Source organism: Pedobacter sp. (assembly GCF_037719805.1).
Taxonomy (GTDB): domain Bacteria; phylum Bacteroidota; class Bacteroidia; order Sphingobacteriales; family Sphingobacteriaceae; genus Pedobacter.
In genome coordinates, this window is sequence record NZ_JBBJLZ010000005.1 from 383215 (window position 1) to 408818 (window position 25604).

A 25604-nucleotide genomic window follows, 5' to 3' on the forward strand; every position below is an offset into this window, starting at 1 on the left:
TATTTTTACATCACGTTTTTTTTATACTATGCTTAGAAAACTGAATACACTCGCGCTGTTGCTAATTACCGGCCTGACGCATGCACAATCGCCGATTCAAAAGCTTGAACAAGCTTATAATACTTTTTTAACAGATCCCCAAACAAAATATGCTACCGTCTCGCTCTGTGTCTTAGATGCAAATTCTGGAAAGACTCTTTTTGCAAGGAACGAAAATCTGGGCGTATCGACGGCTTCAACCTTAAAAACCATTACGTCCGCAACGGCATTTGGCGTTTTAGGAAAAGACTTTAAGTACCAAACCACACTTGGCTATAATGGGAGCATCGCGGCCGATGGAAAACTCGTGGGCAACCTGATCATCGTTGGCGGCGGCGATCCAACGCTTGGCTCCTGGAGGTACGAAAGTACAAAAGAAGGAATTGTCTTAAATACATGGGTTAAAGCGATCAGGGACGCAGGCATCAAGAAAATCGAAGGTAGGGTGATCGGAGATGAAAGCATCTGGGGCACGCAAACCACCCCTGATGGCTGGGTATGGCAAGATGTAGGAAATTACTACGGAGCCGGAGCTTCCGGACTGAGCTGGAGAGAGAATCAATTTGATTTGCACTTACGTGCAAACCGGTCTGACAACTCCGTATCGGTATTAAAAGCTGTACCTGCGATGCCATACCTTAAAATTGTGAATGAACTTAAGGCTGGTGCCGAAGGCACCGGAGATAACGTTTATGCCTATTTACCTGCGTTAACTAATATCGCATACTTACGCGGAACATGGGGATTAGGAATATCAAAATCCGGTATCTCAGCTGCCCTGCCAGATCCAGCATTTGACGCCGCATTTCGTTTACAGGATACACTTCAGCGACTTGGCATAACGGTTTCAGCAGAACCAACTACGAGCAGAATACTGATTGCTGACAAAAAACCCGTACCTGCGGTTTCTCAGAAATTGAGCACCATCTCCTCTCCTTCGCTAAGCGAAATCATCTATTGGTTCAATCGAAAGAGCGTAAACCTGTATGGTGAGCATCTTATAAAAACTATAGCCTGGAAATCCGGCAAAACACCTACCACAAAGAACGGTGCCACCGCAGTTATAAATTATTGGGGACAAAAGGGAATTGACAAAAATGCGTTAAACATCCTCGACGGTAGCGGGCTCTCTCCGGGAACACGGGTGACCACTAATGCAATGGCAAGCGTGCTGTTTCAGGCGCAAAAGGAGAACTGGTTTGCAGACTACTTTAAGTCGCTCCCAGAAAATAATGGAATGAAACTAAAGAGTGGAACCATTAATGACGTTTCAGCTTTTGCAGGCTATTATACCGCTGGAAATGGCAGCAAATACATCATTGTCATTAATATCAACAACTATTCAGGCTCAGGCATCAACAGAAAGTTGTTTCGCGTTTTAGATGCCCTAAAATAATTTGGTTAAATTGCATTGCTTATGGAAAGAACGACCCTTTTAATACTCTTATTTATCCTATCACTACCGGTTTTTAGTCAGACAGTAGTCTCAGAAATCATTAACTCCGAAATTTCTGGTAAATTCAACCATACTGCAGAGATTGCTATCATTCCTGAACCAGTATCATTGGTAAAGACTGAAGGACACTTTATACTTCCCAGCAATGTAGTGATCCATTCTGCTGCAACATCTGATCTTAAACAGGTCGTTTCCTTTTTACAGGAAAGGCTTTCTATTCCTACTGGCAGCTTCGTCTCCAACATATCTGATTCGAAAGGGGCAGCGACCATCAAATTGATCTTAAACGAAAAAGCTAACGCTGCTATAGGTGACGAAGGTTATACCCTCACAGTCACTCCCGCTTTGATTACGATAAAAGCGAACAAAGCGGCTGGCTTGTTCTATGGCGCCCAAAGTTTGATTCAACTATTTCCTAAGGAGATTGAATCCAAGGAATTGGTGGAAAATGTAGAATGGGCTGTGCCATGTGTTGAGGTAACAGACTACCCAAGGGTCGGCTGGCGAGGACTGATGTTTGATTGCGCACGTCACTTTTTTACTAAAGCTGAAGTAAAGCAGTATATCGATGCAATGGTCAGGTACAAGTACAATCTGCTGCATTGGCATCTTACCGACGACGAAGGCTGGAGAATTGAGATAAAGGGCATGCCAAAACTTACGGAAGTTGGTGCCTGGAATGTGAAGAAAGTTGGCGAGTTCGGCTTCTTCGCCCCTCCCGCAACAGACGAACCACGTACCTACGGTGGTTTCTATACTCAGGAAGACATCAAAGAAATTGTCCAGTATGCTAAAGAACGCTTTGTAAATATATTACCTGAGGTCGACGTACCTGGACACAGTCTGGCAATTATTGCTTCTTATCCCGAATTGTCTTGTACCCCAGGTGCAGAGAACTATAGGGTAAGATCCGGCGAGCGTATCATGGACTGGTCCAAAGGTGCCCCTCCTATTGCTTTGATCGACAACACACTTTGTCCGGCGAACGAGAGGGTTTATGGATTTTTAGATACCGTTATCACTCAGATCGCTCAACTCTTCCCTTTTGAATACATCCATATGGGCGGTGATGAAGCGCCAATAAATTTCTGGCAAAAGAGCGAAAGCATCAAAGACCTGATGAAGCGTGAAAATCTTAAAGACATGCATCAGGTTCAAGGCTACTTTGAAAAACGTGTTCAGAAAATTGTGGAGTCGAAAGGCAAGAAGTTTATGGGTTGGGATGAAATCCTAAATGGCGATATGCCTCCTAGCGCTGCTGTGATGAGTTGGAGAAGCGTAAAGAACGGAGTGGATGCTAGTAAGAGAAAGCATGAAGTGGTGATGAGTCCTTCTACCTACGCTTACATTGATTACATGCAGGCAGATGTGATTACAGAGCCAAAAGTCTACGCTTCATTAAGGCTAAGTAAGTCGTATGAATTCGACCCCATTCCTCCAGGAGCGGATGCAAAATATATCAAAGGAGGGCAGGCCAACCTTTGGACAGAGCAGGTATATACCATCAGACAGGCGGAATATATGACTTGGCCAAGAGGTCTTGCAATTTCTGAATCTTTATGGTCTCCCCTGGAGAAAAAGAACTGGAAGACGTTCTTTCCGAAGGTCGAACAGCATTTTAAAAGACTGGACATTGCAGAAACCAAGTACGCCCCAAGTGTATATGACCCTATCTTTAGCGTGAGCAGATCAGCGGATAAGCAGTTAATGATTGAGCTTTCTACAGAAGTGGAAGGACTGGATATCTACTACAGCTTCGACAATTCATTTCCGGATCGCTTTTACCCAAAATACACTGAAAAGCTAATGCCTCCTAAAGACGCAACAATGCTTAAAGTCATCACTTATAAAGGAAAAGAACAGGTTGGCAGAATGATGAACATGCCAGTTGAAGAATTAAACAGACGGGCAGGAAGACGGTAACGTGAGGTATTTCATCCACATTGGCTACAATGGTCTGCAATACAATGGCTGGCAAAAGCAACCGGGGGTGCTTAATGTTCAGGGTGTAATAGAAAAGACACTCAGCAGCATTCTTAAAACCCAGTTGTTCATCAACGGATGCGGTCGTACGGATGCACATGTGCACGCAAGCCAGTTCTTTTTTCATGTTGATATCGAACGAGAATGGGATTTCGATCTGCTTTTTCGGCTCAACAAAGCGCTACCGGCTAATATCGCCGTATTCGACATCATACCTATGGAAGGGCAGCCTCATGCACGATTTGATGCGGTGTATAGGGCTTACGACTATTTTCTTCACACTTATAAAGATCCTTTTCTTAATGGCTTAAGTTCTTTTTACCTATTAGAGAATCTGGATTTTGATAAAATGAAAATAGCTGCGGCTGTGTTACCCAAGTACCGGGATTTCAAGCCCTTCTGCACAAGTCCGGATAAATACGAGCATACCATTTGTCATGTGATGGAGGCGAAGTTGAGCGTTGATCCAAAAGGCGACAGGTTAAGGTTTCAAATCTCGTCCAACCGCTTTTTAGGCAAGATGATCAGAATCATCATGGGCCAACTGCTTAAGATTGGCAGAGGTACATTATCAGTGGATGAATTTGAAAGTTATTTAATCACCCTCACTACCCCTCCTCTAATCACTCCGGCACATCCGCAGGGCTTGTACCTCTCTAAAGTCACCTATCCCTTCCTGAATTTGCCACCGAGAACCGAATTCTCTTCCATACTACAAAAGCAGGCTGATGAAACCTGGACAAACCTATAGTCATGAAAAAACTGCTTACTATTCTACTGCTTTTGGGTGCTTCTTCTGCGTACTCCCAGGACCCTACTCCTGCTTATTTCAATCTTACAAGGAAGGCTTTTAACAAGGCAAACGCGTATGAGACAACTGCGTTTGTAGAACGAAGGTGGCGACTTCCTGGAAACAAGGGCTTCAATGAAAGCATTTACCATGTGGAAGAGATCCTAAAGAAAGCCGGTTTTGTACTGCAAAAAGACAACGAACAGGAAGGGCCGCTTACCTACCGGTTAGAAAAGCGTCCGATGAAGAAAAATGCCTGGGATCCAATTAATGCTAGTCTAACGATAGACGGGCAACAAGAACCTTTCCTGGCGTTTCAAACGAATAGAAATATGATCGCTATTGGCTCCACGTCTACCCCTGCTGAAGGCCAGATTGCAGAGCTTGTTTACCTGGATGCCGCGGCAATAATTAAAGCAAGTGATAAAGATCTGAAAGGTAAAATTGTATTTGCAGAGACCAGTTCCGCAAGATTATTTAACATCGCAATTAATGCCGGCGCATTAGGTGTACTAGGCTATGCGATGCCAGATTACACACAGCCTGAAAAGAACCCAACATCTATTCAGTTCTCTGGTATAAACAATCCTGATAATAAGGGTTGGGCAGTTAACCTCTCTTACCAGGCAAAAGAAACGCTAAAGAAAGAATTGGCAAAAGGACCTGTAAAGTTGAAAGTAAACATACAGGCAAACTTTTTTCCTTCCGAAGAACTGACCATAGTAGCAAATGTGAAAGGATTAGCTGCTCCTAACCAGCGTTTTGTTTTTAGTGCCCACGTGCAAGAACCAGGCGCAAACGATAATGCCACAGGTGTAGGTACATTGGTAGAAATGGCCAGGGTGACTGCCAGCCTCGTGAAAAGCAACAAACTAAAACCGCAGCGCACATTAACCTTCCTTTGGGGCGATGAGATTGTTTCCACTCAACGCTACATTAAAGAGGATGTAGAAAGAGCAAAAGGAATTGTTTGGGGAATGAGTCTGGACATGGTAGGCGAAGACACACAAAAAACCGGCGGCTCATTTTTAATAGAGAAAATGCCCGACCCCTCCGCCATCTGGACGCGGGGAACAGATAAACATAGTGAATGGGGTTCGGGAGATGTTCAGGAAAAAGACCTATTTCCACATTATTACAACGACTTGATCATGAAGATTTGTAATGATCAAGGTAAGTATGCGCAATGGACAGTGAACTTCAATCCATTTGAAGGAGGTAGCGACCACACACCCTTTCTTCAGAACAAGATTCCAGGATTGTTAATGTGGCATTTTACCGATGTCTTCTATCATACAGACAATGACCGGTTAGATAAGGTTTCTGCCACGACGATGGAGAACGTGGGTGTTAGTGCATTGACAGCGGCTTACACCTTGATTAATGGAGATGAAAACACAGCCTTGTTTGCCCTTAATGAAGTTCGTGATGCTGCTTTAAAGCGTTTGAAGGTTGAATTTGACTTAAGTAAAGCAGCCCTTTCTTCTCGAAAACCATTAACTGAAGAAAAGCACATTTTAGAGACTTGGGGCAATTACTACATTGCCGCAGTAGGAACGACTAGTAGCTTACCCGTCAAGGCGGGATCTGCTAAAGTTGCAGCGGCAATTAAGGTCGCAGTTGCGTTAATCCAAAGTGAGACAGAAAGATATTTAGTAGAGTTGAAATAGTTCGTTTCTAACTTGATCGGCTGTAATGTTGATGCCATTCACTGTCAAAAAACTACGCTTGTAATAGGCATTTCGTTCCTCTATTTTTTCTTTTATGAAGGCAACAATTTGTTCTTCATCCTTGTTGGCAATGAGCGGACGTTTGTGCTTACTGTGTTCGAGTCTTTTGGCAAGTGCTGCGGGAGGCATATCTAAATAAATAGTGATGCCACTGCGGTTCATAAATTCCATGTTATCAAAAAAGCAGGGGGTTCCTCCTCCCGTTGAGATAACGCAGTTTGTAGGAAAATCGCGATTTTGTAGTGTCTCCTTTTCTAAAAGTCTAAAGGCTTCCTCACCATTCGCCGAAAAGTAATCGCTCACCGACATGCCAGCTGCTGCTTCCAGTTCATGATCAAGATCTTTAAAACTGTAGTTCATCTTTTGAGCAAGCTTCCTACCCAAAGTGGTCTTGCCGCAACCCATAAAACCTATTAAAAATATTCTCATAACTAGGCTAATTTGACCCTTGGATCAACAAAGGCATATAAAATATCTACTAAAATGTTAATGATCACAAACACAAAAGCTATAAACAAAATCGATCCCATGATAACCGGGAAATCGGACATTTCCAAAGCGGTAACGGCTGTTCTACCCAACCCGTTATAGCCAAAGATGTATTCCACAAAAAACGAGCCTGCAAGTAACGATGCGAACCAGCCTGAAATGGCGGTAATCACCGGGTTCATTGCATTCCTCAGCGCATGCTTGTAAATGATCGCATTGCGGCTTAGCCCTTTCGCACGGGCGGTCCTGATATAATCCTGAGCCAACACGTCAAGCATGGCGCTACGTGTGAGCTGAACGATGATGGCCAAAGGTCTTAAACCCAAAGTTACCATTGGTAGCCAGAGGTTCTTCCAGGTCATGATCTCCCCCTGGAAAGGATCGTAACTGTATAAGCTTCCAGACATACTTAAGCCGGTGTAGTCACTTAACACAAATCCAAAAAGCCAGGCGATGATGATCCCCGCAAAGAATGAAGGAGCCGATATTCCAAGAATCGCAAAGGAATTGGCTGCCTTATCTATCCAGGTGTCTTTGTTGACTGCCGAAACTACTCCTAAGAAAACACCAATGATGGTGGCAAATATCATTGCAGTTAATGCAAGGATAAAGGTGTTGGGCACCGTTTCTCTTAAAATAGTAGTAACATCTCTTTTGGTCTGATAAGATCTGCGCAGGTACGGCCACTTCAACGCGATCACGTCATTACCAACCGAGAACAGTTTTACGTAACGGTACTTTTCGCGGGATTCTGCATCATTATCATGTATCCCAATTGGGGAAAGGTCATTTAAGTAAAGAAAGAATTGCACTGGTCTTGAACGATCCAATCCAAACTCTTTTCTAACCGCCTCCAGCGACTGCACATCAGATCTTTGCCCCATTGTCATTCTCGCCGGATCTCCGGGCAAAACATTGAACAGCAAAAAAACTACAACAATTACCCCTGCCATTACAGCGAATCCGTATAAGAGCTTTCTAAGGGCGTAATGAAGCATGGCTATTTTGCGAAATAGGTTTTAGAAAGCTCGTCGAACGAAGGCACCGCACTGTAATGCCACTTGCCTACAATTTCGCCGTTCTTAAGCAATAACACGCCTGGGTTAGCACGAACCATGCTTTTTAATGGAACCGCATCCGCATAGAATACCTCCATGAACAACTTCATCCTTTTACTGAAAGCATCTGCATCCTGAGCAGAATTTGCCGTGAGCATCACCGTTCTGATGTTGAATTGCTCTGTTGAGTTTAAAGCCAGGGCGTTAAGTTTGGACATCCCACCCTCATCTGTCTCGTGTAAATTCCAGGCCACGATAACAATGTTGTAATAAGGGTTCTCCGTAATTTCCTTGGTGTAGTCCGTTCCTCCGGCATCAGTGATTTTAAGGTCGCGGATCTTTGGCTGATAACCGGCTTTTATAAGCTTGCTTTCCGGGTCGCCAACGATTTCCCAATTGTCATCTTTCCAGATCTCCGTTTTTAGGTAATCCTTGTCACTCAACACCTTCTTCTCACCAGTTTTCTTGTTGGTCATGTTATACATGATCTGGTATTCATCAGGAATTGCACCCAGTGGGATGCTCATCATCTGAGGGATATTTGAACCGACCTTATAGGGCAGAAAATCAAGAATAGGAAGTGTATTATAAGTGAATTGTGTAAACAGCAAAGAAAAAACAAATGCTATAGTAAACAAGCCGCTTTGCCATCCGGGATGCGTGGTAACAGGCCTGATCTCCTCTTTGAACCTAAATAGATAGACGATCATCACCAACAAGACCAGATCCTTCGAAAACGATTGCCATGGGGTTAGAGGAATCGCGTCACCGAAACATCCGCAAGAAGTTACAACTTTAAAGAAGGCCGATACAAAAGTGAGGAATGTAAAAAATATAATAATAGCCAGGAGTCCCGTTGTGACCTGCTTACGCCAAAATCCAAACAGTAGCAATGCGCCCAATACGATCTCAAGAATACAAAGGAACATCGCGATGCCAGTTGCATATCCAATTAAAAACGTCATGTGAAATACTTCAAAATATTCCTCAAGCTTATAGCCAAAGCCGGTTGGGTCATTGGCCTTGATCAATCCGGAAAAGATGAACAGTATACCAACGAATATCCTGAAAAAGTTTACAAGTGATCTTTTCATAATTCTATTTTACCCCCAGTTTGATTAACGCGAATACGGAGTAGTTAAGCATGTCCTGATAGTTGGCACTAACGCCTTCCGATGCCAATGTATGTCCAAGATGATCTTCAATTTGCTTGACCCTTAATATCTTCATTAAAATAAGATCTGTTAAGGAACTTATCCTCATGTCTCTCCAGGCCTCTCCATAATCATGGTTCTTAGCAAACATGAGCTCTTTTGTTTCAGACACCTCTTTATCATATAGCGCCTCTACCCTAGTCACATCCAGATCATTAGATTCTGAAGCATCCAGATCGAGCTGTACCATTGCAATGACGCAGTAATTAATGATCCCGATATATTCTGAGGTGATGTCTTCGCCAACCATTGATACTTTCTTCTCTTCAAGAGTACGGATCCGTTGTGCTTTTATAAAGATTTGATCGGTGATGGATGTTGGTCTCAGAACGCGCCAGGCAGTACCATAGTCGCTTGTCTTCTTTACAAAAAGCGATTTGCAAACCGCTATTACTGAATCGTATTCCTCTGAAGTATTTGTTACCAATTTTATCTAAGTTTGCAGCATTAAACAATGGCTAAAGATACATTTTTATACCGAAAGAGCACACTCAACCTGCAGGGAAAACTAGTAGAATTAGTGGTTCCTTCGGTCATGGGGATCCTTAATATCACACCCAATTCCTTCTTTAAGGTCAGTAGAGTTGCTACTATTGACGACGCGCTTTTCCGGGTGGAAGACTTTCTAAACCAAGGTGCTAAGTTCATAGATCTAGGCGCATATTCTTCCAGACCAGGCGCAACCGACATTACAGTTGACGAAGAACTTCACCGACTCATCCCCTTTGTTGAAGCCATCAGCAGGAAATTTCCAGAGGCTATTTTATCAGTAGATACATTCCGTGCAACAGTGGCAAAAGCAGGTATTCAGGCGGGAGCGCATATGATCAACGACATCAGTGCAGGTAACCTTGATGAGGCCATGTTTGAGACCGTCGCGGCCCTACATGTTCCATACATCATGATGCACATGAAAGGAACTCCTCAAAACATGCAGGACTTTGCCGATTACAAAAACATCAGCATTGAGGTATCGAACTATTTTAGCGCTAAAGTTGCAAAGCTTAAAGCCCTGGGGGTGAAAGACGTCATTATCGACCCTGGCTTTGGGTTTTCAAAAACTATAGATCATAACTATGAACTGCTGCAGAACCTTCAGGATCTCCATATCTTTGGTCTGCCTATTCTGGTGGGTGTATCCAGAAAAGGTATGATCCATAAATTTCTGAAAACAACAGCTTCCGCAGCACTTAACGGAACCAGCGTAGTAAACACCATTGCCTTGCTTAAAGGCGCAAACATCTTAAGAGTACATGATGTGAAAGAAGCTTCAGAGTGCATCGCTCTTGTACAAAAGATGCAGCAACAATATCCTCTGAAATAATTCCTACATTGCAGTAATGAAAAGTCTGGACTTCGATTTTCTAAAAATTACGCCAACAGCGATTATTGATATCGTTCTTGTTGCGATGTTAATTTATTACATCTATAGTCTGATCAAGAATACGCTCGCAGTTAATCTGTTGCTGGGAATGGTTATCATTCTCATCATGAAGTTTGTGGTTGACGCCTTTGACATGGAGTTATTGTCGACCATAATCAACAAGTTTATCAGTGTAGGTTTAATTGCCCTTATCGTTATATTCCAGCCTGAAATCCGGAGGTTCCTGCTGATGATTGGCAAGAACACTTTTTTACAACGTAATAAGGCCTGGTGGGGTTATCTTTTCGGCACCAAAGGCATTGAAAGAGATAATTTAGTTCGCATTAAACCGGTCATTGATGCCTGCAAAAGCATGAAGAAATCACGTACCGGAGCACTGATCGTGTTTGTGAAATTCTACGACGACCAGCTTTTTGCGAATAGCTGTGAAGTGATTGACTCCAAAATATCCAAGAGGCTGCTGGAAAGTATATTTCAGAAGTACAGTCCGCTTCATGACGGTGCGGTAGTGATCTCCGAAAACAAAATCAAGAGTGCCAGCTGCATTTTGCCCTTAACTGACAACGATCAATTGCCGCCGCAGTTTGGATTACGTCACCGGGCTGGTATTGGTGTATCAGAAACTACTGATGCGGTAGCCGTGATCGTTTCAGAAGAAACGGGTGAAATTGCTTACGCAAAGCAAGGAAGAGTACGAATGAACGTTTCTTTTGGAGAACTGGAAAAATTATTGAACAAAGATTTCTAGTAAACGTACCCTTGCGCTAAGCTATCCCTGTCTAATGCCTGGAAGTCTTCTTCTAAACAAGAGGTCCTCACCTCCATGCTCGTAAAGTTCAGGTTACCAAAGCTACTGGCAAGCGCGCAGTCGGTTGCATCAAAGCCTGTAGCGATCTTAATCAGGCCATTAATAGGCACCATCTTGGTGGCATCAAAAATCACCCAATAACCGCCAAGAAATACTTCGAAACAGGCGTGAAAGTCTTGTGGCACCAATTGATAACCATAACCGGTATAATATCTTGCAGGAATAGTTAGTGCTCTACACAATGCAACACCTAAATGAGCAAAGTCACGACAAACGCCGATTTGCTCATTGACCGTATCGTATGCTGAAGTGTGGGTAGAAGACACTCCCCCTTTGTACTCCACATTGTCGTAGATCCAGTCTCTAATGGCCATCACCTTTTCGAAGGTGCTTTCAATAGCGCCAAACTTGTCGAAGGCAAACTTATAAAGCTTGTCGGACTCACAATACCGGCTTGGGTTAAGGTAAGGAAGTACGGAAACCGGCATGAAACTAATTTGCACATCGTCTAACCGTCTAGCTGGAATAGTTTTAACCTGGTTCTCAACGGTCGCAGAATAGGTAAAAACCACCTCCTTAGCGACTGGAACCTCTAAAACTTTAAACCTTTTTTCACCTGCATTTGCGTACCACTCATAGCTTTTCAAGTCAAGGTTGCAGCTAAAGTCTTCTTGTAAGACCTGTTGGCCAACGGTTTTAAATGGCTGGATGTTTAAGATCAGGGTTGATGGGATGATTGATTCGTATTTTAGTTCGGTAAATACCTCAAACTTCATAGGCCACTTTCGTTAGGTAAAGGTAATTTATTGAAAACGGTATCCATCCATTCCTCAGGGATGTTATTTAAGGCTATCTTAAGTTCTTCTGCCCATTGGTCTGAAATGTTCTCCAGGTCTTTTTTAACATATCGGTGTTCTACCATACCGAAGGTATTGTTCTGGTAAAGCACCACATCTATTGGAAAATCTACGTCGTTTGCGCTGGCCCTGGTAGAGTCGAACGACAGAAATCCAGTCTTCAAAGCTAGATGCATACTCGATTCGCTGGTTAATGTTCTATTGAGAATCGCCTTACCATGGCCGGAGTTCCCGATGACTACAAAAGGTGCGCCTTCTCCAAGTTCTACCCAGTTTCCCTCAGGATATAACAAAAACAGCTTATGTTCATCATCATCTTTAAGTTGGCCGCCGATAATTGTATGCAAATTGAATTTCAGTCCACTTTTCTCGAGGGCTTCGCGATCTTCTTGTGCTACACGCTTTACCTGTGCACCAAAAGCGTTAACGGCCTTATATAGTTTATTGTGTGTATCACCTTCTTCGAGGAGCTCCTTGAAATATTGTACTGCTTTATCACGTACAGAACGCAACCCACTGGTCATGATAAATAGAGAATACCGATCACGTTGTTCAATATAAACCTTCTTTTTCTGGGTGGTATCTGTACCGGAGGTTATCCGTGTATCTGCTATTGCTACCAGGCCATCTTTAACCTTAATCGCTAAACAATATGTCATACTCAAAACTACATAATTATTTACGATGAAAACACAGCATGCGTTAAAAACAAGCCCTTATATGCTGAATCATCTGTTGTTTTAAATAGTAATAATAGATGAATGAACAATGATGCGGGCAAAGTTGAGTAATCATGATTCGAGATGCGACTAGAGGGTTGCACTCTGGATTGGATTTGAATCAAGAAGGTAATAATTATCGAGGCCAGCCTTTGACTGAAATGTTCCAGATATGAAGTTTCTATCTGGTTTAATGGTTCGATAAGGTTAGAGATACTCGTTTTAGCATCTCTAACCTCATAGCTTAGCAATATTAAATTGACTAATTAAAACATCAGGTAGACTCTGAAGCCAAGATTATTAATCAATCCATCGGATGAAAGACCAAAGTTTGTCCGCTTATTTGAGTAGTCATTAGTCCCTGATTGGTCGTCTTTTGTCTCGCTATAAGCTGCACCTGCTGAAATCAAATTGGTTTCCAGCGCCCATCGCCTGGAGATAAACCAGGTAAGACCGCCGACCGCACTTAACGAAGCTGTATATCCATCGATGTCACGAATTTGACCACCTTCGAAGCGCTCTTCGCCATCGGTCTGCACGTATTGCCCGTATGCGCCAGCATAAGCATAAAAAGTTTTTAGAAGTGGGAAATAATGCTGAAAATTGAGTCCTATCCCGACTCCTTTCTCTTTTCGAGAACTCTCAAATCCTTGATATTCCGTTGTTGATTTATTGTACAGTAATTCTATGCCGACCTTATTATTGTCAGTCACAAATAATCCATACCCTAAATCAAAGTTAGCGCCTTTGTTTTCATAGCTTTGATTAGAGTTAGGCGAAACATTCTTGGATTCGCTGGTAAATGAGGAGACGCCGAAATTGAGCGCACTTGTTCCCTTAGTTTGGGAGTAAGAATAGACGGACAGAAATACAGCCGCTGCAGTAAGAAATTGTTTTTTCATTTTGTGTGTTTTAGTCAGCAATATAGTTTCTTAATCCGAAAAAAACCAAGCCTTGAGAAAAGATATTTTTTAGTTTTTTCTATTTAATAGAGACTAGATCTATAAATCTTTCTTCCGCAGAAACGAATCTCCGCAATCGATTTTTCAGATGATATATTATTTCATATTTTGTGAACGATTTGAGCCCAGGTATGCACCACCACTAATGATCTTTAAAACTTTTAACGCCTTACTGCTAACTTTGATCTTAATAGTTAGCACCAGCTTTGCGCAAGGAAATCCTGCTTCACAAACAGATGTCCATGGTATTGTCGACTTGCGAAATGCTTCCTTTGAAAACAATTACAGCATAAAAGGCCCATGGGCATTTTTCTGGAACAGGCTTGTTGCGCCAAATGATTCTGTTACTCAGCCGCAGCAGTATGTGCAGTTTCCTAATCAATGGACAGAATTTAAGATTGCTGGAAAAAAACTTTCATCATTTGGCTTTGCCTCTTATAAAATCACCCTTTTACTTCCCAGAAACAGGGAGCCACTTAAACTTGCGATGCCGGAAGCCTATTCTGCTTATTCCTTGTTTTCCAACGGCCAACTGGTCGCAACCAATGGCCGGGTTAGTACCTCCGCAGCGGGCTTCGTTCCGCACTGGCAGTATCAAGCGGTCGATATTCCACAAAGCACAGAAAAACTGGAGGTAGTACTGCAAGTAGCCAACTTTGTTCACAGTAAAGGCGGAATTTTGAAATCTCCGGTGATTGGCAAAAAAGAGAGCATTGAAGTTCAACGCCGTAGCGCTGAAGCGATAGACTATGTGCTTTTCGGTTGCCTTGTGATGGCTGGAATGTTCTTTAGCGGCCTTTACCTACTCGGTAGCCGGGATAAAGCAATTGCAATGTTTGCCCTTTATTCTTTCATGTACAGCTACCGCATTATCGGATCAGACAATTACGTGCTGCATACCATTTTCCCTGACCTAAACTGGTACATAACTGCCCGACTGGAATACATCAGTTTGTTCTTAAGCATCGGCGTATTTGCACTATACACCAAATTCCTTTACCCGCTGGATATCTTCAAAAAGGTGATAGACATGATTAGCATTATTTCCTTCACCTTTGCCTTTGCAACGCTTTGCATAGCGCCGGTATATTTCACGCAGCTTATTAACCCTTTTCTAATTGTTACCGTTTTTTGTATCGGTTACATGCCTTATATTTATATCACTGCGTTCCTTAGAAAGCGACCGGGGTCAATGTACACCTTGCTAAGCTCCCTTGCTTTAATGGTCGCTTTTTTGCTTACACTGCTTCGCTATTGGCTAATTATTGGTGATTACCAGTTGTTGACGTTCTTCTGTTACATGATCTTCTTTTTCATGCAATCTCTGGCGCTGTCTCACCGGGTATCATTTGCCCTGAAGCTGGCAACGAGGCAGGCTGAAGAAGGGCTGCTGGTAAAAGGTGAGTTTTTGAGCACCATGAGCCATGAAATCAGAACTCCGCTTAATGCGGTAATAGGAATGAGTCATCTGCTCTTGAAAAACAATCCAAGGGAAGACCAGATAGAGCATTTGGATGTCATGCTGTTTTCAGCAAACAACCTGCTATCTATTGTGAACGACATATTGGATTACACTAAAATTGAAGCGGGTAAGATTACCTTCGAGCATATTGAAATGGATATCGCCTCTATTGCACGGAACATTGTTAGTGGACTTCAGGTTTCTGCGACCGACAAAGGAATCAGTTTGAGTCTTATTGTGGACGATGCCCTGAAAAATAAACTGCTGGGTGACCCCACCAGAACTACTCAGGTGATCACTAATCTTGTACATAACGCCATCAAGTTTACTCAGAAAGGTAAAGTCGAGGTAGGTATTGAAGTTGCGAATCAGAATGAAGGAACAGCGACCCTCAATATCTATGTAAAAGATACAGGAATTGGCATTTCTGAAGATAAGCAAAAGATCATTTTTGAGCGGTTCACTCAGGCAGATTCTTCCACCTCACGTGGTTTTGGGGGAACCGGCTTAGGTTTGGCAATTTCAAAGAGGATATTAGAGTTGCAGAAATCATCTCTTAAGTTGATTAGCCAGGAAGGCAAAGGCTCAACATTCTACTTCATTCAGGTATTTGAAAAAAGCATAAAGGAAGTGGGTATGCAGCTTGCTGAAGTACTCCCCGACGAGGCGGACAAGCCACTAACCGGCGTTCATATCTTACTGGTGGAAGACAACTTGATGAATGTTTTAGTAGCGCAAAAGTACCTGGAGAGATGGGGAGCAACTATTGATGTGGCGCTTAACGGACTTGAGGGACTAAACATGGTCGATCCGAAGATCCACAGATTGGTACTGATTGATTTGCATATGCCTGTTATGGATGGGTACGAAGCAACCCGCAATATGCGCGCTAGAGGAATTAACATTCCGATTATTGCCCTAACGGCTAACCTCCCTAACGAAATTGCGGAGCAGGTGAAAGACGCTGGCATTGATGATTTTGTAGTAAAGCCTTTTCTGCCGGATGAACTCTATAGGAAAATACTGCACTACACCACCAAAAGAAATCAGCGATAAAAAAAAACACCGCTGATAAATACTCATCAGCGGTGTTTTTAAGAATAATATCTAATTAGCAGTACTGATCAAAAGCACCAACTAAACTATCTGCAATCATTTGAGCCGGGCGACCTTCGATTTGATGACGCTCGATCATATGAACAAGCTTACCATCCTTGAAAAGCGCCATTGCTGGTGATGACGGTGGAAAAGGCATCATATATCCTCTTGCTCTGTCAACTGCTTCTTTTTCCATGCCGGCAAAAACAGTGATCAATCTGTCAGGATGTTTCTCATTAGCTGCTGCAAGTCTTGCTGCAGGACGAGCATTAGCCGCTGCACAACCACATACTGAATTTACAACAACAAAAACGGTTCCTTCTGTACCAATCGCATTGTCAACATCAGCAGCAGATTTCATTTCTTCAAAACCAACTTTCGTTAATTCGGCACGCATGGGTTCAACCAAGTATTCTGGATACATATCTTTTAAGTTTAATTATCTTTTTGAGTGTACAAATGTACAGCGCTAAATAACAGCATCAAAGCATTATACATGCCTTGATGCTGTTTTTACCTTAAAATTACGATGACCAGAAAACTGAACGTTTTATTGGTTGCCCATTCCTTCAAGAACTTCTTTCATGCGCTGTGGATCTTGCAGCGCTGCAAATCCAAAGAATATAATAAAAGCTAACATTAACAACATATAGAGTGCGCTTAATATCAAAGCGATGATGGAACAAATTCTTCCTGCTTTGGAGTTTTTATAGGAGCTTTCGGTATAGGCATTTGGATTGCTTTTGTATAAGGCCAAATCCTTATTGCCCAGTACCAATCCGATGATACCCAAAATAAGTCCTGGTACCCCGTAGCAGCAGCACGCTAATATTGCCAGGATACCTAAAATAAGAACCGGGGTGCTGTTGGGTAATGAGATTTGACCGAACTGACCGTATGGTGCTCCAGGAGGAACTTGCTGTGAAAAGTCTGAAGGTTTTGGGTTAGGCGTGAAGTCTGGTTCTTGACCAGGCACTTGATTTTCTGACATAAATTAATTTAATTGATGAGTATAGATTTTATAGATATAGTTCAGTAAGATTATAGCTGCTATGAGGCTGTAGGTGACTTTAATGAGCAATGCTCCGTGCTTGAAATCGAATTTCAAGTGTGCGGGAAGAAAAAGAACCAGAGCAATCATTGGCATCGCCGCCGGATAAAGCTGAAAGGAAGTGCTAACCTCGCCTTTAGCCAATGCAAGGATAGAACGCTGCAAGCCACAACCCGGACAATCCAGACCAGTATGATTCTTAAACGGACAAGCAAGTAAGTTCGCTTCCAGCCAATTTATAACGTTCAGAAATACTAACAAAAGAGGCATGAGAAGTTGCGTTTTTATAATTGTCACTAAATTATACAATTACTTGACAATTAAAATACGTGCCAGGATTTATTGTCGATTTGTTAATCGTTGTAAAGGATTTTTGATTAACAACATAGTTTGTTCTTTCTAAATGATAGACAAAAACGTTTGTATATCGATTTTCAGGATAAGTGATAGACAAAATGATTTGTCGTACTATTTGAGCGCATAAAAGAATTTGTATATCAGAAATCATTAAAAAGCGTGAACAAAACTATTTGTTAACAAATTTCGTAATTTTGAGATAAACAAATTATCTCTACACAGATAATAGACCCATTAATTATGGACTTAAATTTCGATAAGGCTACCAAATACCATTATGACCTATTCCCGCCAAAGACATTAAATTATGAGCTATTCATAAATGAGTTAATTGGGGCAACATCTGCAATTGCCAGATATGACCAAATGCTTAAGAACTTACATAACAGCGAAATCTTATTAGCTCCTTTAAGGAATCAAGAAGCGGTTATCTCTTCCAGAATGGAAGGTACTGTCAGTACCATGGATGAAATTTTGCAGTATGAGGCAGAAGATGATGGCGAAAACCCGGAACTAAGTAATTATCGCACGGATGTTTTCGAGACTATATTATACCAGCGAGCACTAAAAAATGCACAAAAAGGTATGGTTGATGGTTATGAATTATCTACAAGCTTCATAAAGCAGGTTCACCAACAGTTATTATATTTTGGGAGGGGAGCTAGTAAATCTCCAGGCCAGTTCAAACATGAACAAAACTATCTTGCGGATAGGTTGAAGAAAAATATATTATTTATTCCTATAAGTCCGGAAAAACTAACCGATGGATTAGATCTATTATTTGAATACCTAAAGAATAGTGATCATACAACGCTAATAAAGACAGCACTTATGCACCTGGAATTTGAGGCACTACATCCATTTCAAGATGGTAATGGTAGAATTGGTCGGATGTTAATCACGTTATTTTTATGGTCAACAAAGGTGATCTCTGAACCTCACTTTTATATAAGTGGATATTTCGAAGAGAATAAAGATCTATACATTGATACTATGAGAAATGTTTCCCAAAACGGGGACTGGGAATCTTGGTGTAAGTTCTTTTTAACTGCTGTTGAAAAACAAGCTATTAAAAATTTAGCAATAGCAGAAAGTATCCAAAGTTTATATGCTGAAATGAAGATTATATTTTCAGAACTACTATCATCTAAATGGAGTGTAAATGCATTGGATTATATCTTTACGAATCCTGTTTTCAGAAATAGTAAATTTACTTCTAATAGCGGAATACCAGCGCCGACCGCAGCTAAATTTACCCGAAAGCTATTAGATAGAGGTTTAATCTTAACAAAACAGGAGGCTTCCGGTCGGAGACCTGCATTATATTCCTTTGAACCTTTAATGAAACTTGTTCGGGTTTGATTATAAAGTTCTTTTTGCACAGCATCAATTAGAAAAACAATAATATGTCAAATATAATCCAGACAAATGGGCATCCCAGTTATGCCCTTGAAATTGGTTAAACTATTAGCTACTTTTGTCTGAATATTAACTAAGGTTGATTAGAGGTAGTCGAACACTGGTCAACCAAAATTTAACAGATTATAACTACCTATATTTTAGCAACTTAAAACAATTCAATATGTCATCAGTAGAGACAACATTCGTTCCTTATAAAGTTAAGGACATTTCACTGGCAGAATGGGGCCGCAAAGAGATTGGTTTAGCTGAGGCAGAAATGCCAGGCTTAATGTCACTTCGCGAAGAATTCGGTCCGTCACAGCCATTAAAAGGTGCCCGCATTGCTGGTTGCCTTCACATGACTATCCAAACTGCAGTTTTAATTGAAACTTTGGTCGCATTAGGGGCAGAAGTTACCTGGTCTTCCTGTAACATCTTCTCCACTCAAGATCACGCTGCTGCTGCTATTGCTGCTGCAGGTATTCAGGTTTACGCCTGGAAAGGTTTAGACGAAGAGAGCTTTGACTGGTGTATCGAGCAAACGTTGCACTTCGGAGCAGATCAACAGCCATTGAATATGATCTTAGATGATGGTGGTGATTTAACCAACATGGTTTTCGATAAGTTCCCTGAATTGATCGCTAACATCAAAGGTCTTTCTGAAGAGACTACTACAGGTGTTCACCGTTTGTATGAGCGCATGAAAAACGGAACATTGCATTTACCTGCAATCAACGTGAATGATTCTGTCACTAAATCAAAATTTGACAACAAATACGGTTGCCGTGAGTCACTGGTAGATGCGATCCGTCGTGCTACAGACATCATGATGGCTGGTAAAGTTGCGGTGGTTGCAGGTTACGGTGATGTAGGTAAAGGTTCTGCGGAATCGTTAAGCTCACAAGGTGTACGTGTGATTATATCTGAGATTGACCCGATCTGTGCATTGCAAGCTGCAATGGAAGGTTACGAGGTTAAAAAATTTGCTAAAGCGGTTTTAGAAGCAGATATCATCGTTACTACAACTGGTAACTGTAATATTGTTCGTGCGGAACATTTCAAAGTGATGAAAGATAAAGCTATCGTTTGTAACATTGGTCACTTCGATAACGAGATTGATGTTGCCTGGTTGAATTCAAACTATGGTGATACAAAAGTAGAGATCAAACCTCAGGTTGATAAATACACGATTGATGGAAAAGACATTCTATTATTGGCAGAAGGCCGTTTAGTAAACTTAGGTTGCGCAACTGGTCACCCAAGTTTTGTAATGTCTGCCTCTTTCACTAACCAGACTTTAGCACAGCTAGAGCTTTGGATGAATCCAGGTAAATATGAGAACAAAGTTTATGTTCTTCCTAAATATCTGGATGAGAAAGTTGCTCGTTTACACCTTGCCAAGATAGGTGTTGAACTGGATGTACTAGATCAGCATCAAGCTGATTATATCGGTGTACCCGTAGAAGGTCCATTTAAGCCGGAAGCATATAGGTACTAGGTATAGTTCCTGTTATTTGCCCCATCGTCTTGCCGGCGGAAAGCGGTACCTCGGCACTGCTAACACGAGGTTCTGACACAAGTTCGGAATGACGGGGAAATACCCACTAAAAGGATGATGCTAACCGCATCATCCTTTTTTGGTCTTAAACAATCTTACTTGTGAGCCCCACCGTCTTGCCGGCGGATGCCTGTACCTTGGCCCTGCTCCTCCGGGGTTCTGAAACAAGTTACCAATGACAGGTTATCCTACCCCCCGTCCTTACCGCGTAGGCCGCAACCTCGGACTGGGTGGCATTGCTATGCCGAGGTCCTGAAATAAATTCAGGAAGACGGGCATATAGACGGGCGTATAATACTGAATGGATGGTGTTAAACAAATCTTATATTTGTGCTATGGCAAAGCTTTCCGTAAACATTAACAAAATTGCAACCCTTCGTAATAGTCGCGGGGGAAATAACCCTGACCTGGTTAAAGTAGCGCTAGATTGTGAACGCTTCGGTGCAGAAGGTATTACAGTTCATCCAAGGCCTGATGAACGTCATATCAGGTATCAGGATGCTTACGACTTAAAAGCTGCTATTGCTACAGAGTTTAACATTGAAGGAAATTGTAGGGAACAGAAGTTTATTGAGCTGGTTCTTGCAAACAGACCAGCACAGGTAACCTTAGTTCCGGATGCAGAAGGTCAGATCACCTCCAATCATGGTTGGGATACCATCAAGCATGCGGCTTATCTAAAAGAAATGGTTTCCTTGTTTCAGTCTGAGGGGATCAGAGTTTCCATCTTTGTAGATCCTGTAGTGGATATGATAGCTGCTGCTGCAGAAAGTGGTACCGATAGAATAGAACTATATACAGAAGCATACGCTCACAATTACTACGACAATAGAGAAAAGGCAATCGTCCCTTATGTGGCAGCCGCGCACAAGGCGATAAACGTAGGCCTTGGTATAAACGCAGGTCATGATTTGGATCTACACAACTTAAAATACTTTTCTGAAAGTATTCCTGGATTACTCGAAGTAAGCATCGGGCACGCTCTAATCTCTGATGCACTTTACATTGGCTTAGAGAATACGATTCAAATGTATCTGAGACAATTGAAGCACTAAAATTTTACACGAAACATGTTGTTGAAACATGGGATTCTTGACCATAAAGAGGCGTATTTTTATTAACTTTGCGCAACTTTTATTCTAAGAATTCATGAGCTTAAACATTCATTACCAGGAAGACTTCAAAGACCGCCACATCGCGCCAAACGCGGAAGATACCGAGGCTATGCTGACTACACTTGGCGTTAGTTCTGTTGACGAATTGATTGACCAAACTGTTCCTCAGAAAATCAGACTGAAACAGCCATTAAATTTGCCAGCAGCGAAATCTGAGAAGGATTATTTAACCGCACTTAAGCAGACTGCGTCCTTAAATAAGGTGTTTAAATCTTACATCGGACAAGGTTATTATGATACGCTAACTCCTGGAGTTATTCTTCGTAACGTCATGGAAAACCCGGGATGGTATACCCAATATACTCCTTATCAGGCAGAAATAGCCCAGGGCCGCTTACAAGCATTATTGAATTTCCAGACCGCAGTGATCGATTTGACCGGTATGGAAATTGCGAACGCCTCTTTATTAGACGAAGGTACAGCAGCCGCTGAAGCTATGTTTATGCAATACAGTCTGCGTAAAAACCAGTCTGCTAAGAAGTTCTTCGTTTCCAGATTATTATTTCCACAAACTATAGATATCCTTAAAACCAGAGCAAATCCTTTTGGAATTGAACTTGTAATTGGAGATCACCTTACTTTCGGCCTGCATGATGAGTTCTTCGGAGCCATTGTTCAGTACCCTGCAGGCAATGGCGAAGTGTATGATTATTCCACTTTCGCTGAACAAGCACATGAGAAGAATGTGAAAATCACTGTGATTGCAGACCTTCTAAGCTTGACACTCTTGACGCCTCCGGGAGAATGGGGAGCAGATATCGTGGTAGGAACAAGTCAGCGCTTTGGAGTTCCAATGGGTTTTGGCGGACCGCACGCTGCTTATTTCGCTACTAAAGATGAGTACAAGCGTTCCATTCCAGGCCGGATCATCGGCGTAACTATTGATAGTCATAACAATTACGCCTTACGCATGGCGTTACAGACCAGGGAGCAGCACATCCGCAGAGATAAGGCAACCTCTAACATCTGTACTGCACAAGCACTATTGGCAATTATGGCTGGCTTTTATGCCGTTTATCATGGCCCAAAAGGCTTGAAACTGATTGCTGAACGTACACACGGACTCACTATTACCCTAGCAGAATCGTTGAAAAACGCAGGCTATAATATATTGAGTAAAGTTTACTTTGATACCATTCAGTTGGATCTGCATGACCTGGTTGATTCTATCCACCGGGAATGTGTTGATAACGAAATCAACTTGCATTATAATGGTCCGATCGTAACCATTGCTTTAGATGAGACTACTTCTTACGATGATGTGGTATTACTAACAAAGATCTTTGCTAAAGTTAAAGCGATTGCTGCAAATTCAGCTGAAGTTGCAGAAGGAAACATTGAAACTGTGATTCCTGTATCACTACAACGTACTTCAGAATATTTAACGCATCCGGTATTCAATACCCATCATTCTGAACATGAAATGTTGCGTTACATCAAATCATTGGAAGCTAAAGATCTTTCTCTTTGCCATTCGATGATTGCTCTGGGTTCATGCACAATGAAACTTAATGCAACAACAGAAATGATTCCGGTAACCTGGCCTGAGTTTGGAAAGATCCATCCATTTGCTCCAGCTGATCAGGTTTCTGGCTATTACACCGTTTTCAATGAACTTGATAAGTGGTTAAGTGAGATTACAGGCTTTGCGGCCATGAGCTTACAACCGAATGCGGGTGCCCAAGGTGAATACGCAGGCCTAATGGTAATCAGAGCTTACCACCAGGATCGCGGAGACTATCACCGTAATATCGCTTTAATCCCATCCTCTGCTCACGGAACAAATCCGGCTTCAGCAGCAATGGCAGGAATGAAAATTGTTGTTGTTAAATCATTGGAAAATGGAAACATTGATGTAGATGATCTGAAAGCTAAAGCAGAACTTCATTCTGAGAATCTGTCTTGTCTGATGGTGACCTACCCTTCCACACATGGGGTTTTTGAAGAGAGTATCATCGACATTTGTACGATCATTCATGAGAACGGCGGACAGGTGTATATGGATGGCGCAAATATGAATGCACAGGTTGGCTTAACCAGTCCTGCAAACATTGGCGCTGACGTTTGTCACCTTAATTTACATAAAACATTCTGTATTCCTCACGGTGGTGGTGGACCTGGTATGGGTCCTATTGGCGTTGCAAAGCACCTGGTCCAGTATCTTCCTGGTCACGCGGTTGTCGACATTAACAATGAAAAATCTATCCATGCGGTATCATCTGCTCCATGGGGCTCTGCATCTATCTTGATCATTTCCCATGCTTACATCGCAATGATGGGCGGCGAAGGGCTAACGAACGCTACAAGATATTCAATATTAAATGCGAACTACATGAAGGCGCGTTTAGAGGTACATTATCCGGTACTTTATTCCGGAGCCAACGGACGCTGTGCTCATGAGATGATTTTAGATTGTCGTGCCTTTAAAAACTACGGTATTGAGGTAGTTGATATCGCAAAACGCTTAATGGATTATGGCTTCCATGCACCAACGGTATCCTTCCCCGTTGCAGGAACTTTGATGGTTGAACCTACAGAGAGTGAACCTAAACATGAGCTGGACCGTTTCTGTGACGCACTGATAGCAATTAGAAATGAGATCACTGCGGTGGAAAACGGCGATTTAGATAAGGTTGACAACCCTTTAAAGAACGCTCCACATACTGCAGCAGTAGTTACGGGTGACGAATGGAGTCATGGTTATAGCAGAAAGACTGCTGCCTTCCCACTATCTTACGTTGCTGCATTTAAATTCTGGCCAGCAGTGGGCAGGGTAAATGATTCTTTTGGAGACAGATCACTAATCTGTGCTTGTCCACCGATTGAAAGCTACGCAGACAGCGAAACTTTTGCTTAACAACTATCATACTCATAACTTAAAGAAATCAATGAAATCGAAATTAACATCAGTAGCGCTACTTGTTCTCGTAGTGGTCTCATCAGCATTTATCGTTCCCTTCAAAGCGATTACTTACAAAGTTGACGTAGAAAAATCAACGTTAACTTGGGTAGGTAAAAAACTGACAGGGAGCCATACCGGCAGTATTGGTTTGCAGTCTGGAAATCTCTCATTTAATGGCAAGAAACTTATTGGCGGAAACTTCGCTATCAACATGGCTACAATTAAAGACGCTGACAAAAGCGACAGGCTGGAAGGTCATTTAAAGGCTGACGACTTTTTTGGCGTGGATAAATTTGCCACTTCGACTTTTGCGGTTAAGAAAGTTACTCCAGGAACGGGTAATAATGTAACTGTTGCAGGTGACTTAACCATTAAAGGCATTACGAACGCCATATCGTTTCCAGCTACAGTAGTGTGGAATTCAGATGGTTCAGTGACGGCAACGGCAGAGAAAATTATCGTAGACCGGACTAAATACGGGATTAAATTCAGATCAAAAGGCATGTTTCCTGATGTAGGTGACAAAATGATCTATGATGAATTTGAACTGGGAATTAAACTTATTGCTAAAAAGTAATCCCAAAATCAACCTTAAAGGCCGCCATTAATAATAGCGGCCTTTTTTTCGTTAAAAATAAACCATCAGTTTAACCAGATAAGGAGAATTTTTCTATCTTAGGTGATATAAAAATACCCTTTAATAACGTTATGACGGCTTCAAAAATTAACCTGTTAGTGATCGATGATGATGATATCAACATATTCATTATCAAAAAGATCGTTTCGAAGACGGGATATAACGTAGAAATGGTGGCAAAGAATAACGGTCAGCTTGCAATAAATTATTTGGCCACGTTGGATGAAAATCCGGAACAATTCCCGCATTTAATGCTAATAGATATTAACATGCCTATCTTAAATGGCTGGGAGTTTCTAGAAGCCTATGATCAGCTACGTCCGAAACAACAGCCGGACATGTATATGCTTTCTTCGTCGGTCTATGACAATGATATTGAGAAAGCGAAAACCTTTAAGAAGATCAAGGGCTTTATCTCCAAGCCCCTATCTATTGAAAGGCTTAGTGAATTGCTTAAGCTGATTACCCCCTAAC

Annotated in this window: 23 protein-coding genes; 13 read left to right on the forward strand and 10 right to left on the reverse strand. The window is 42.0% G+C overall.

Going from position 1 to position 25604, the window contains the following annotated elements:
• The first annotated feature begins 28 nt into the window (after positions 1-28).
• From dacB to WKF66_RS18165, 4 genes are read left to right on the forward strand one after another with little or no spacing between them, the layout of a single operon-like run.
• Positions 29-1435: a D-alanyl-D-alanine carboxypeptidase/D-alanyl-D-alanine endopeptidase gene (gene dacB, locus WKF66_RS18150; protein ID WP_489675906.1), complete on the forward strand. Its 1407-nt coding sequence runs from the start codon at positions 29-31 to the stop codon at positions 1433-1435.
• A 21-nt stretch (positions 1436-1456) separates the two neighbouring features.
• Positions 1457-3418, forward strand: coding sequence for a beta-N-acetylhexosaminidase (locus WKF66_RS18155; RefSeq protein WP_489675907.1), 1962 nt, complete (start codon positions 1457-1459; stop codon positions 3416-3418).
• Between the two features lies 1 nt (position 3419).
• A complete protein-coding gene (locus WKF66_RS18160; RefSeq protein ID WP_489675908.1) occupies positions 3420-4229 on the forward strand; it encodes a tRNA pseudouridine synthase A in 810 nt (269 codons plus the stop codon).
• 2 nt (positions 4230-4231) lie between these two features.
• Entirely contained in the window at positions 4232-5938 is a 1707-nt protein-coding gene (locus WKF66_RS18165; protein ID WP_489675909.1) for a M28 family peptidase, read from the forward strand.
• On the opposite strand, the gene WKF66_RS18170 is transcribed toward WKF66_RS18165, so the two are convergent.
• Genes WKF66_RS18170 through WKF66_RS18185 form a run of 4 tightly spaced genes read right to left on the reverse strand, consistent with a single transcriptional unit; the run spans position 5921 to position 9186 of the window.
• Positions 5921-6427, reverse strand: a complete 507-nt coding sequence (locus tag WKF66_RS18170; RefSeq protein WP_489675910.1) for a shikimate kinase — start codon at positions 6425-6427, stop codon at positions 5921-5923. The two genes, WKF66_RS18165 and WKF66_RS18170, sit on opposite strands and share 18 nt — an antisense overlap.
• A gap of 2 nt (positions 6428-6429) precedes the next feature.
• Positions 6430-7485: an ABC transporter permease gene (locus WKF66_RS18175; protein ID WP_489675911.1), complete on the reverse strand. Its 1056-nt coding sequence runs from the start codon at positions 7483-7485 to the stop codon at positions 6430-6432.
• Between the two features lie 2 nt (positions 7486-7487).
• Positions 7488-8639, reverse strand: coding sequence for a BT_3928 family protein (locus WKF66_RS18180; RefSeq protein WP_489675912.1), 1152 nt, complete (start codon positions 8637-8639; stop codon positions 7488-7490).
• Between the two features lie 4 nt (positions 8640-8643).
• On the reverse strand, positions 8644-9186 hold the full coding sequence (locus WKF66_RS18185; protein ID WP_489675913.1) for a DUF1599 domain-containing protein: 543 nt from the start codon (positions 9184-9186) through the stop codon (positions 8644-8646).
• A gap of 27 nt (positions 9187-9213) precedes the next feature.
• Between WKF66_RS18185 and folP the strand changes: the two genes are divergently transcribed.
• Positions 9214-10083 (forward strand): dihydropteroate synthase, encoded by an 870-nt coding sequence (gene folP / locus WKF66_RS18190; RefSeq protein WP_489675914.1) that lies wholly within the window; start codon positions 9214-9216, stop codon positions 10081-10083.
• Positions 10084-10099: 16 nt separating this feature from the next.
• Positions 10100-10891, forward strand: coding sequence for a diadenylate cyclase CdaA (cdaA, locus tag WKF66_RS18195; RefSeq protein ID WP_489675915.1), 792 nt, complete (start codon positions 10100-10102; stop codon positions 10889-10891).
• Here cdaA and WKF66_RS18200 read toward each other — a convergent pair.
• The 3 genes from WKF66_RS18200 to WKF66_RS18210 all read right to left on the reverse strand — a co-directional run bounded on the left by WKF66_RS18200 (position 10888) and on the right by WKF66_RS18210 (position 13429).
• A complete protein-coding gene (locus tag WKF66_RS18200) occupies positions 10888-11727 on the reverse strand; it encodes a transglutaminase-like domain-containing protein (protein WP_489675916.1) in 840 nt (279 codons plus the stop codon). The two genes, cdaA and WKF66_RS18200, sit on opposite strands and share 4 nt — an antisense overlap.
• On the reverse strand, positions 11724-12467 hold the full coding sequence (locus WKF66_RS18205) for a proteasome-type protease (RefSeq protein ID WP_489675917.1): 744 nt from the start codon (positions 12465-12467) through the stop codon (positions 11724-11726). Before WKF66_RS18205 ends, WKF66_RS18200 begins: the two co-directional genes overlap by 4 nt.
• A 326-nt stretch (positions 12468-12793) precedes the next feature.
• Positions 12794-13429: a DUF3575 domain-containing protein gene (locus tag WKF66_RS18210; RefSeq protein ID WP_489675918.1), complete on the reverse strand. Its 636-nt coding sequence runs from the start codon at positions 13427-13429 to the stop codon at positions 12794-12796.
• A 205-nt stretch (positions 13430-13634) separates the two neighbouring features.
• Between WKF66_RS18210 and WKF66_RS18215 the strand changes: the two genes are divergently transcribed.
• Complete coding sequence (locus tag WKF66_RS18215) at positions 13635-16007, forward strand: ATP-binding protein (protein ID WP_489675919.1); 2373 nt, start codon at positions 13635-13637, stop codon at positions 16005-16007.
• Positions 16008-16062: 55 nt separating this feature from the next.
• Here WKF66_RS18215 and WKF66_RS18220 read toward each other — a convergent pair whose 3' ends face one another.
• From WKF66_RS18220 to WKF66_RS18230, 3 genes are all read right to left on the reverse strand, one after another.
• Positions 16063-16473 (reverse strand): BrxA/BrxB family bacilliredoxin, encoded by a 411-nt coding sequence (locus WKF66_RS18220; protein WP_489675920.1) that lies wholly within the window; start codon positions 16471-16473, stop codon positions 16063-16065.
• A gap of 126 nt (positions 16474-16599) precedes the next feature.
• Positions 16600-17040: a CCC motif membrane protein gene (locus WKF66_RS18225; RefSeq protein WP_489675921.1), complete on the reverse strand. Its 441-nt coding sequence runs from the start codon at positions 17038-17040 to the stop codon at positions 16600-16602.
• Positions 17041-17043: 3 nt separating this feature from the next.
• A complete protein-coding gene (locus WKF66_RS18230) occupies positions 17044-17370 on the reverse strand; it encodes a DUF2752 domain-containing protein (RefSeq protein WP_489675922.1) in 327 nt (108 codons plus the stop codon).
• Between the two features lie 327 nt (positions 17371-17697).
• Here WKF66_RS18230 and WKF66_RS18235 point away from each other — a divergent pair, with 327 nt between their 5' ends.
• The 6 genes from WKF66_RS18235 to WKF66_RS18260 all read left to right on the forward strand — a co-directional run bounded on the left by WKF66_RS18235 (position 17698) and on the right by WKF66_RS18260 (position 25603).
• Positions 17698-18819, forward strand: a complete 1122-nt coding sequence (locus tag WKF66_RS18235) for a Fic family protein (protein WP_489675923.1) — start codon at positions 17698-17700, stop codon at positions 18817-18819.
• A gap of 220 nt (positions 18820-19039) precedes the next feature.
• Complete coding sequence (gene ahcY / locus WKF66_RS18240; RefSeq protein WP_489675924.1) at positions 19040-20356, forward strand: adenosylhomocysteinase; 1317 nt, start codon at positions 19040-19042, stop codon at positions 20354-20356.
• Between the two features lie 395 nt (positions 20357-20751).
• Positions 20752-21471, forward strand: coding sequence for a pyridoxine 5'-phosphate synthase (locus WKF66_RS18245; protein WP_489675925.1), 720 nt, complete (start codon positions 20752-20754; stop codon positions 21469-21471).
• Between the two features lie 94 nt (positions 21472-21565).
• A complete protein-coding gene (gene gcvP, locus WKF66_RS18250; RefSeq protein WP_489675926.1) occupies positions 21566-24448 on the forward strand; it encodes an aminomethyl-transferring glycine dehydrogenase in 2883 nt (960 codons plus the stop codon).
• Between the two features lie 31 nt (positions 24449-24479).
• A complete protein-coding gene (locus tag WKF66_RS18255) occupies positions 24480-25070 on the forward strand; it encodes a YceI family protein (RefSeq protein ID WP_489675927.1) in 591 nt (196 codons plus the stop codon).
• Positions 25071-25201: 131 nt separating this feature from the next.
• The gene (locus WKF66_RS18260) at positions 25202-25603 is read left to right on the forward strand and encodes a response regulator (protein ID WP_489675928.1); all 402 of its coding nucleotides are present in this window, start codon (positions 25202-25204) and stop codon (positions 25601-25603) included.
• Position 25604: the final 1 nt, after the last annotated feature.

What these genes read in the sequence shown, in the direction of transcription:
- dacB (WP_489675906.1), top strand. Translation starts at nt 29, where the DNA reads ATGCTTAGAAAACTGAATACACTCGCGCTGTTGCTAATTACCGGCCTG.
- WKF66_RS18155 (WP_489675907.1), top strand. Translation starts at nt 1,457, where the DNA reads ATGGAAAGAACGACCCTTTTAATACTCTTATTTATCCTATCACTACCG.
- WKF66_RS18165 (WP_489675909.1), top strand. Translation starts at nt 4,232, where the DNA reads ATGAAAAAACTGCTTACTATTCTACTGCTTTTGGGTGCTTCTTCTGCG.
- WKF66_RS18170 (WP_489675910.1), bottom strand. Translation starts at nt 6,427, where the DNA reads ATGAGAATATTTTTAATAGGTTTTATGGGTTGCGGCAAGACCACTTTG.
- WKF66_RS18175 (WP_489675911.1), bottom strand. Translation starts at nt 7,485, where the DNA reads ATGCTTCATTACGCCCTTAGAAAGCTCTTATACGGATTCGCTGTAATG.
- WKF66_RS18180 (WP_489675912.1), bottom strand. Translation starts at nt 8,639, where the DNA reads ATGAAAAGATCACTTGTAAACTTTTTCAGGATATTCGTTGGTATACTG.
- folP (WP_489675914.1), top strand. Translation starts at nt 9,214, where the DNA reads ATGGCTAAAGATACATTTTTATACCGAAAGAGCACACTCAACCTGCAG.
- cdaA (WP_489675915.1), top strand. Translation starts at nt 10,100, where the DNA reads ATGAAAAGTCTGGACTTCGATTTTCTAAAAATTACGCCAACAGCGATT.
- WKF66_RS18200 (WP_489675916.1), bottom strand. Translation starts at nt 11,727, where the DNA reads ATGAAGTTTGAGGTATTTACCGAACTAAAATACGAATCAATCATCCCA.
- WKF66_RS18205 (WP_489675917.1), bottom strand. Translation starts at nt 12,467, where the DNA reads ATGACATATTGTTTAGCGATTAAGGTTAAAGATGGCCTGGTAGCAATA.
- WKF66_RS18210 (WP_489675918.1), bottom strand. Translation starts at nt 13,429, where the DNA reads ATGAAAAAACAATTTCTTACTGCAGCGGCTGTATTTCTGTCCGTCTAT.
- WKF66_RS18215 (WP_489675919.1), top strand. Translation starts at nt 13,635, where the DNA reads ATGATCTTTAAAACTTTTAACGCCTTACTGCTAACTTTGATCTTAATA.
- WKF66_RS18220 (WP_489675920.1), bottom strand. Translation starts at nt 16,473, where the DNA reads ATGTATCCAGAATACTTGGTTGAACCCATGCGTGCCGAATTAACGAAA.
- WKF66_RS18225 (WP_489675921.1), bottom strand. Translation starts at nt 17,040, where the DNA reads ATGTCAGAAAATCAAGTGCCTGGTCAAGAACCAGACTTCACGCCTAAC.
- WKF66_RS18230 (WP_489675922.1), bottom strand. Translation starts at nt 17,370, where the DNA reads ATGCCTCTTTTGTTAGTATTTCTGAACGTTATAAATTGGCTGGAAGCG.
- WKF66_RS18235 (WP_489675923.1), top strand. Translation starts at nt 17,698, where the DNA reads ATGGACTTAAATTTCGATAAGGCTACCAAATACCATTATGACCTATTC.
- ahcY (WP_489675924.1), top strand. Translation starts at nt 19,040, where the DNA reads ATGTCATCAGTAGAGACAACATTCGTTCCTTATAAAGTTAAGGACATT.
- WKF66_RS18245 (WP_489675925.1), top strand. Translation starts at nt 20,752, where the DNA reads ATGGCAAAGCTTTCCGTAAACATTAACAAAATTGCAACCCTTCGTAAT.
- gcvP (WP_489675926.1), top strand. Translation starts at nt 21,566, where the DNA reads ATGAGCTTAAACATTCATTACCAGGAAGACTTCAAAGACCGCCACATC.
- WKF66_RS18255 (WP_489675927.1), top strand. Translation starts at nt 24,480, where the DNA reads ATGAAATCGAAATTAACATCAGTAGCGCTACTTGTTCTCGTAGTGGTC.
- WKF66_RS18260 (WP_489675928.1), top strand. Translation starts at nt 25,202, where the DNA reads ATGACGGCTTCAAAAATTAACCTGTTAGTGATCGATGATGATGATATC.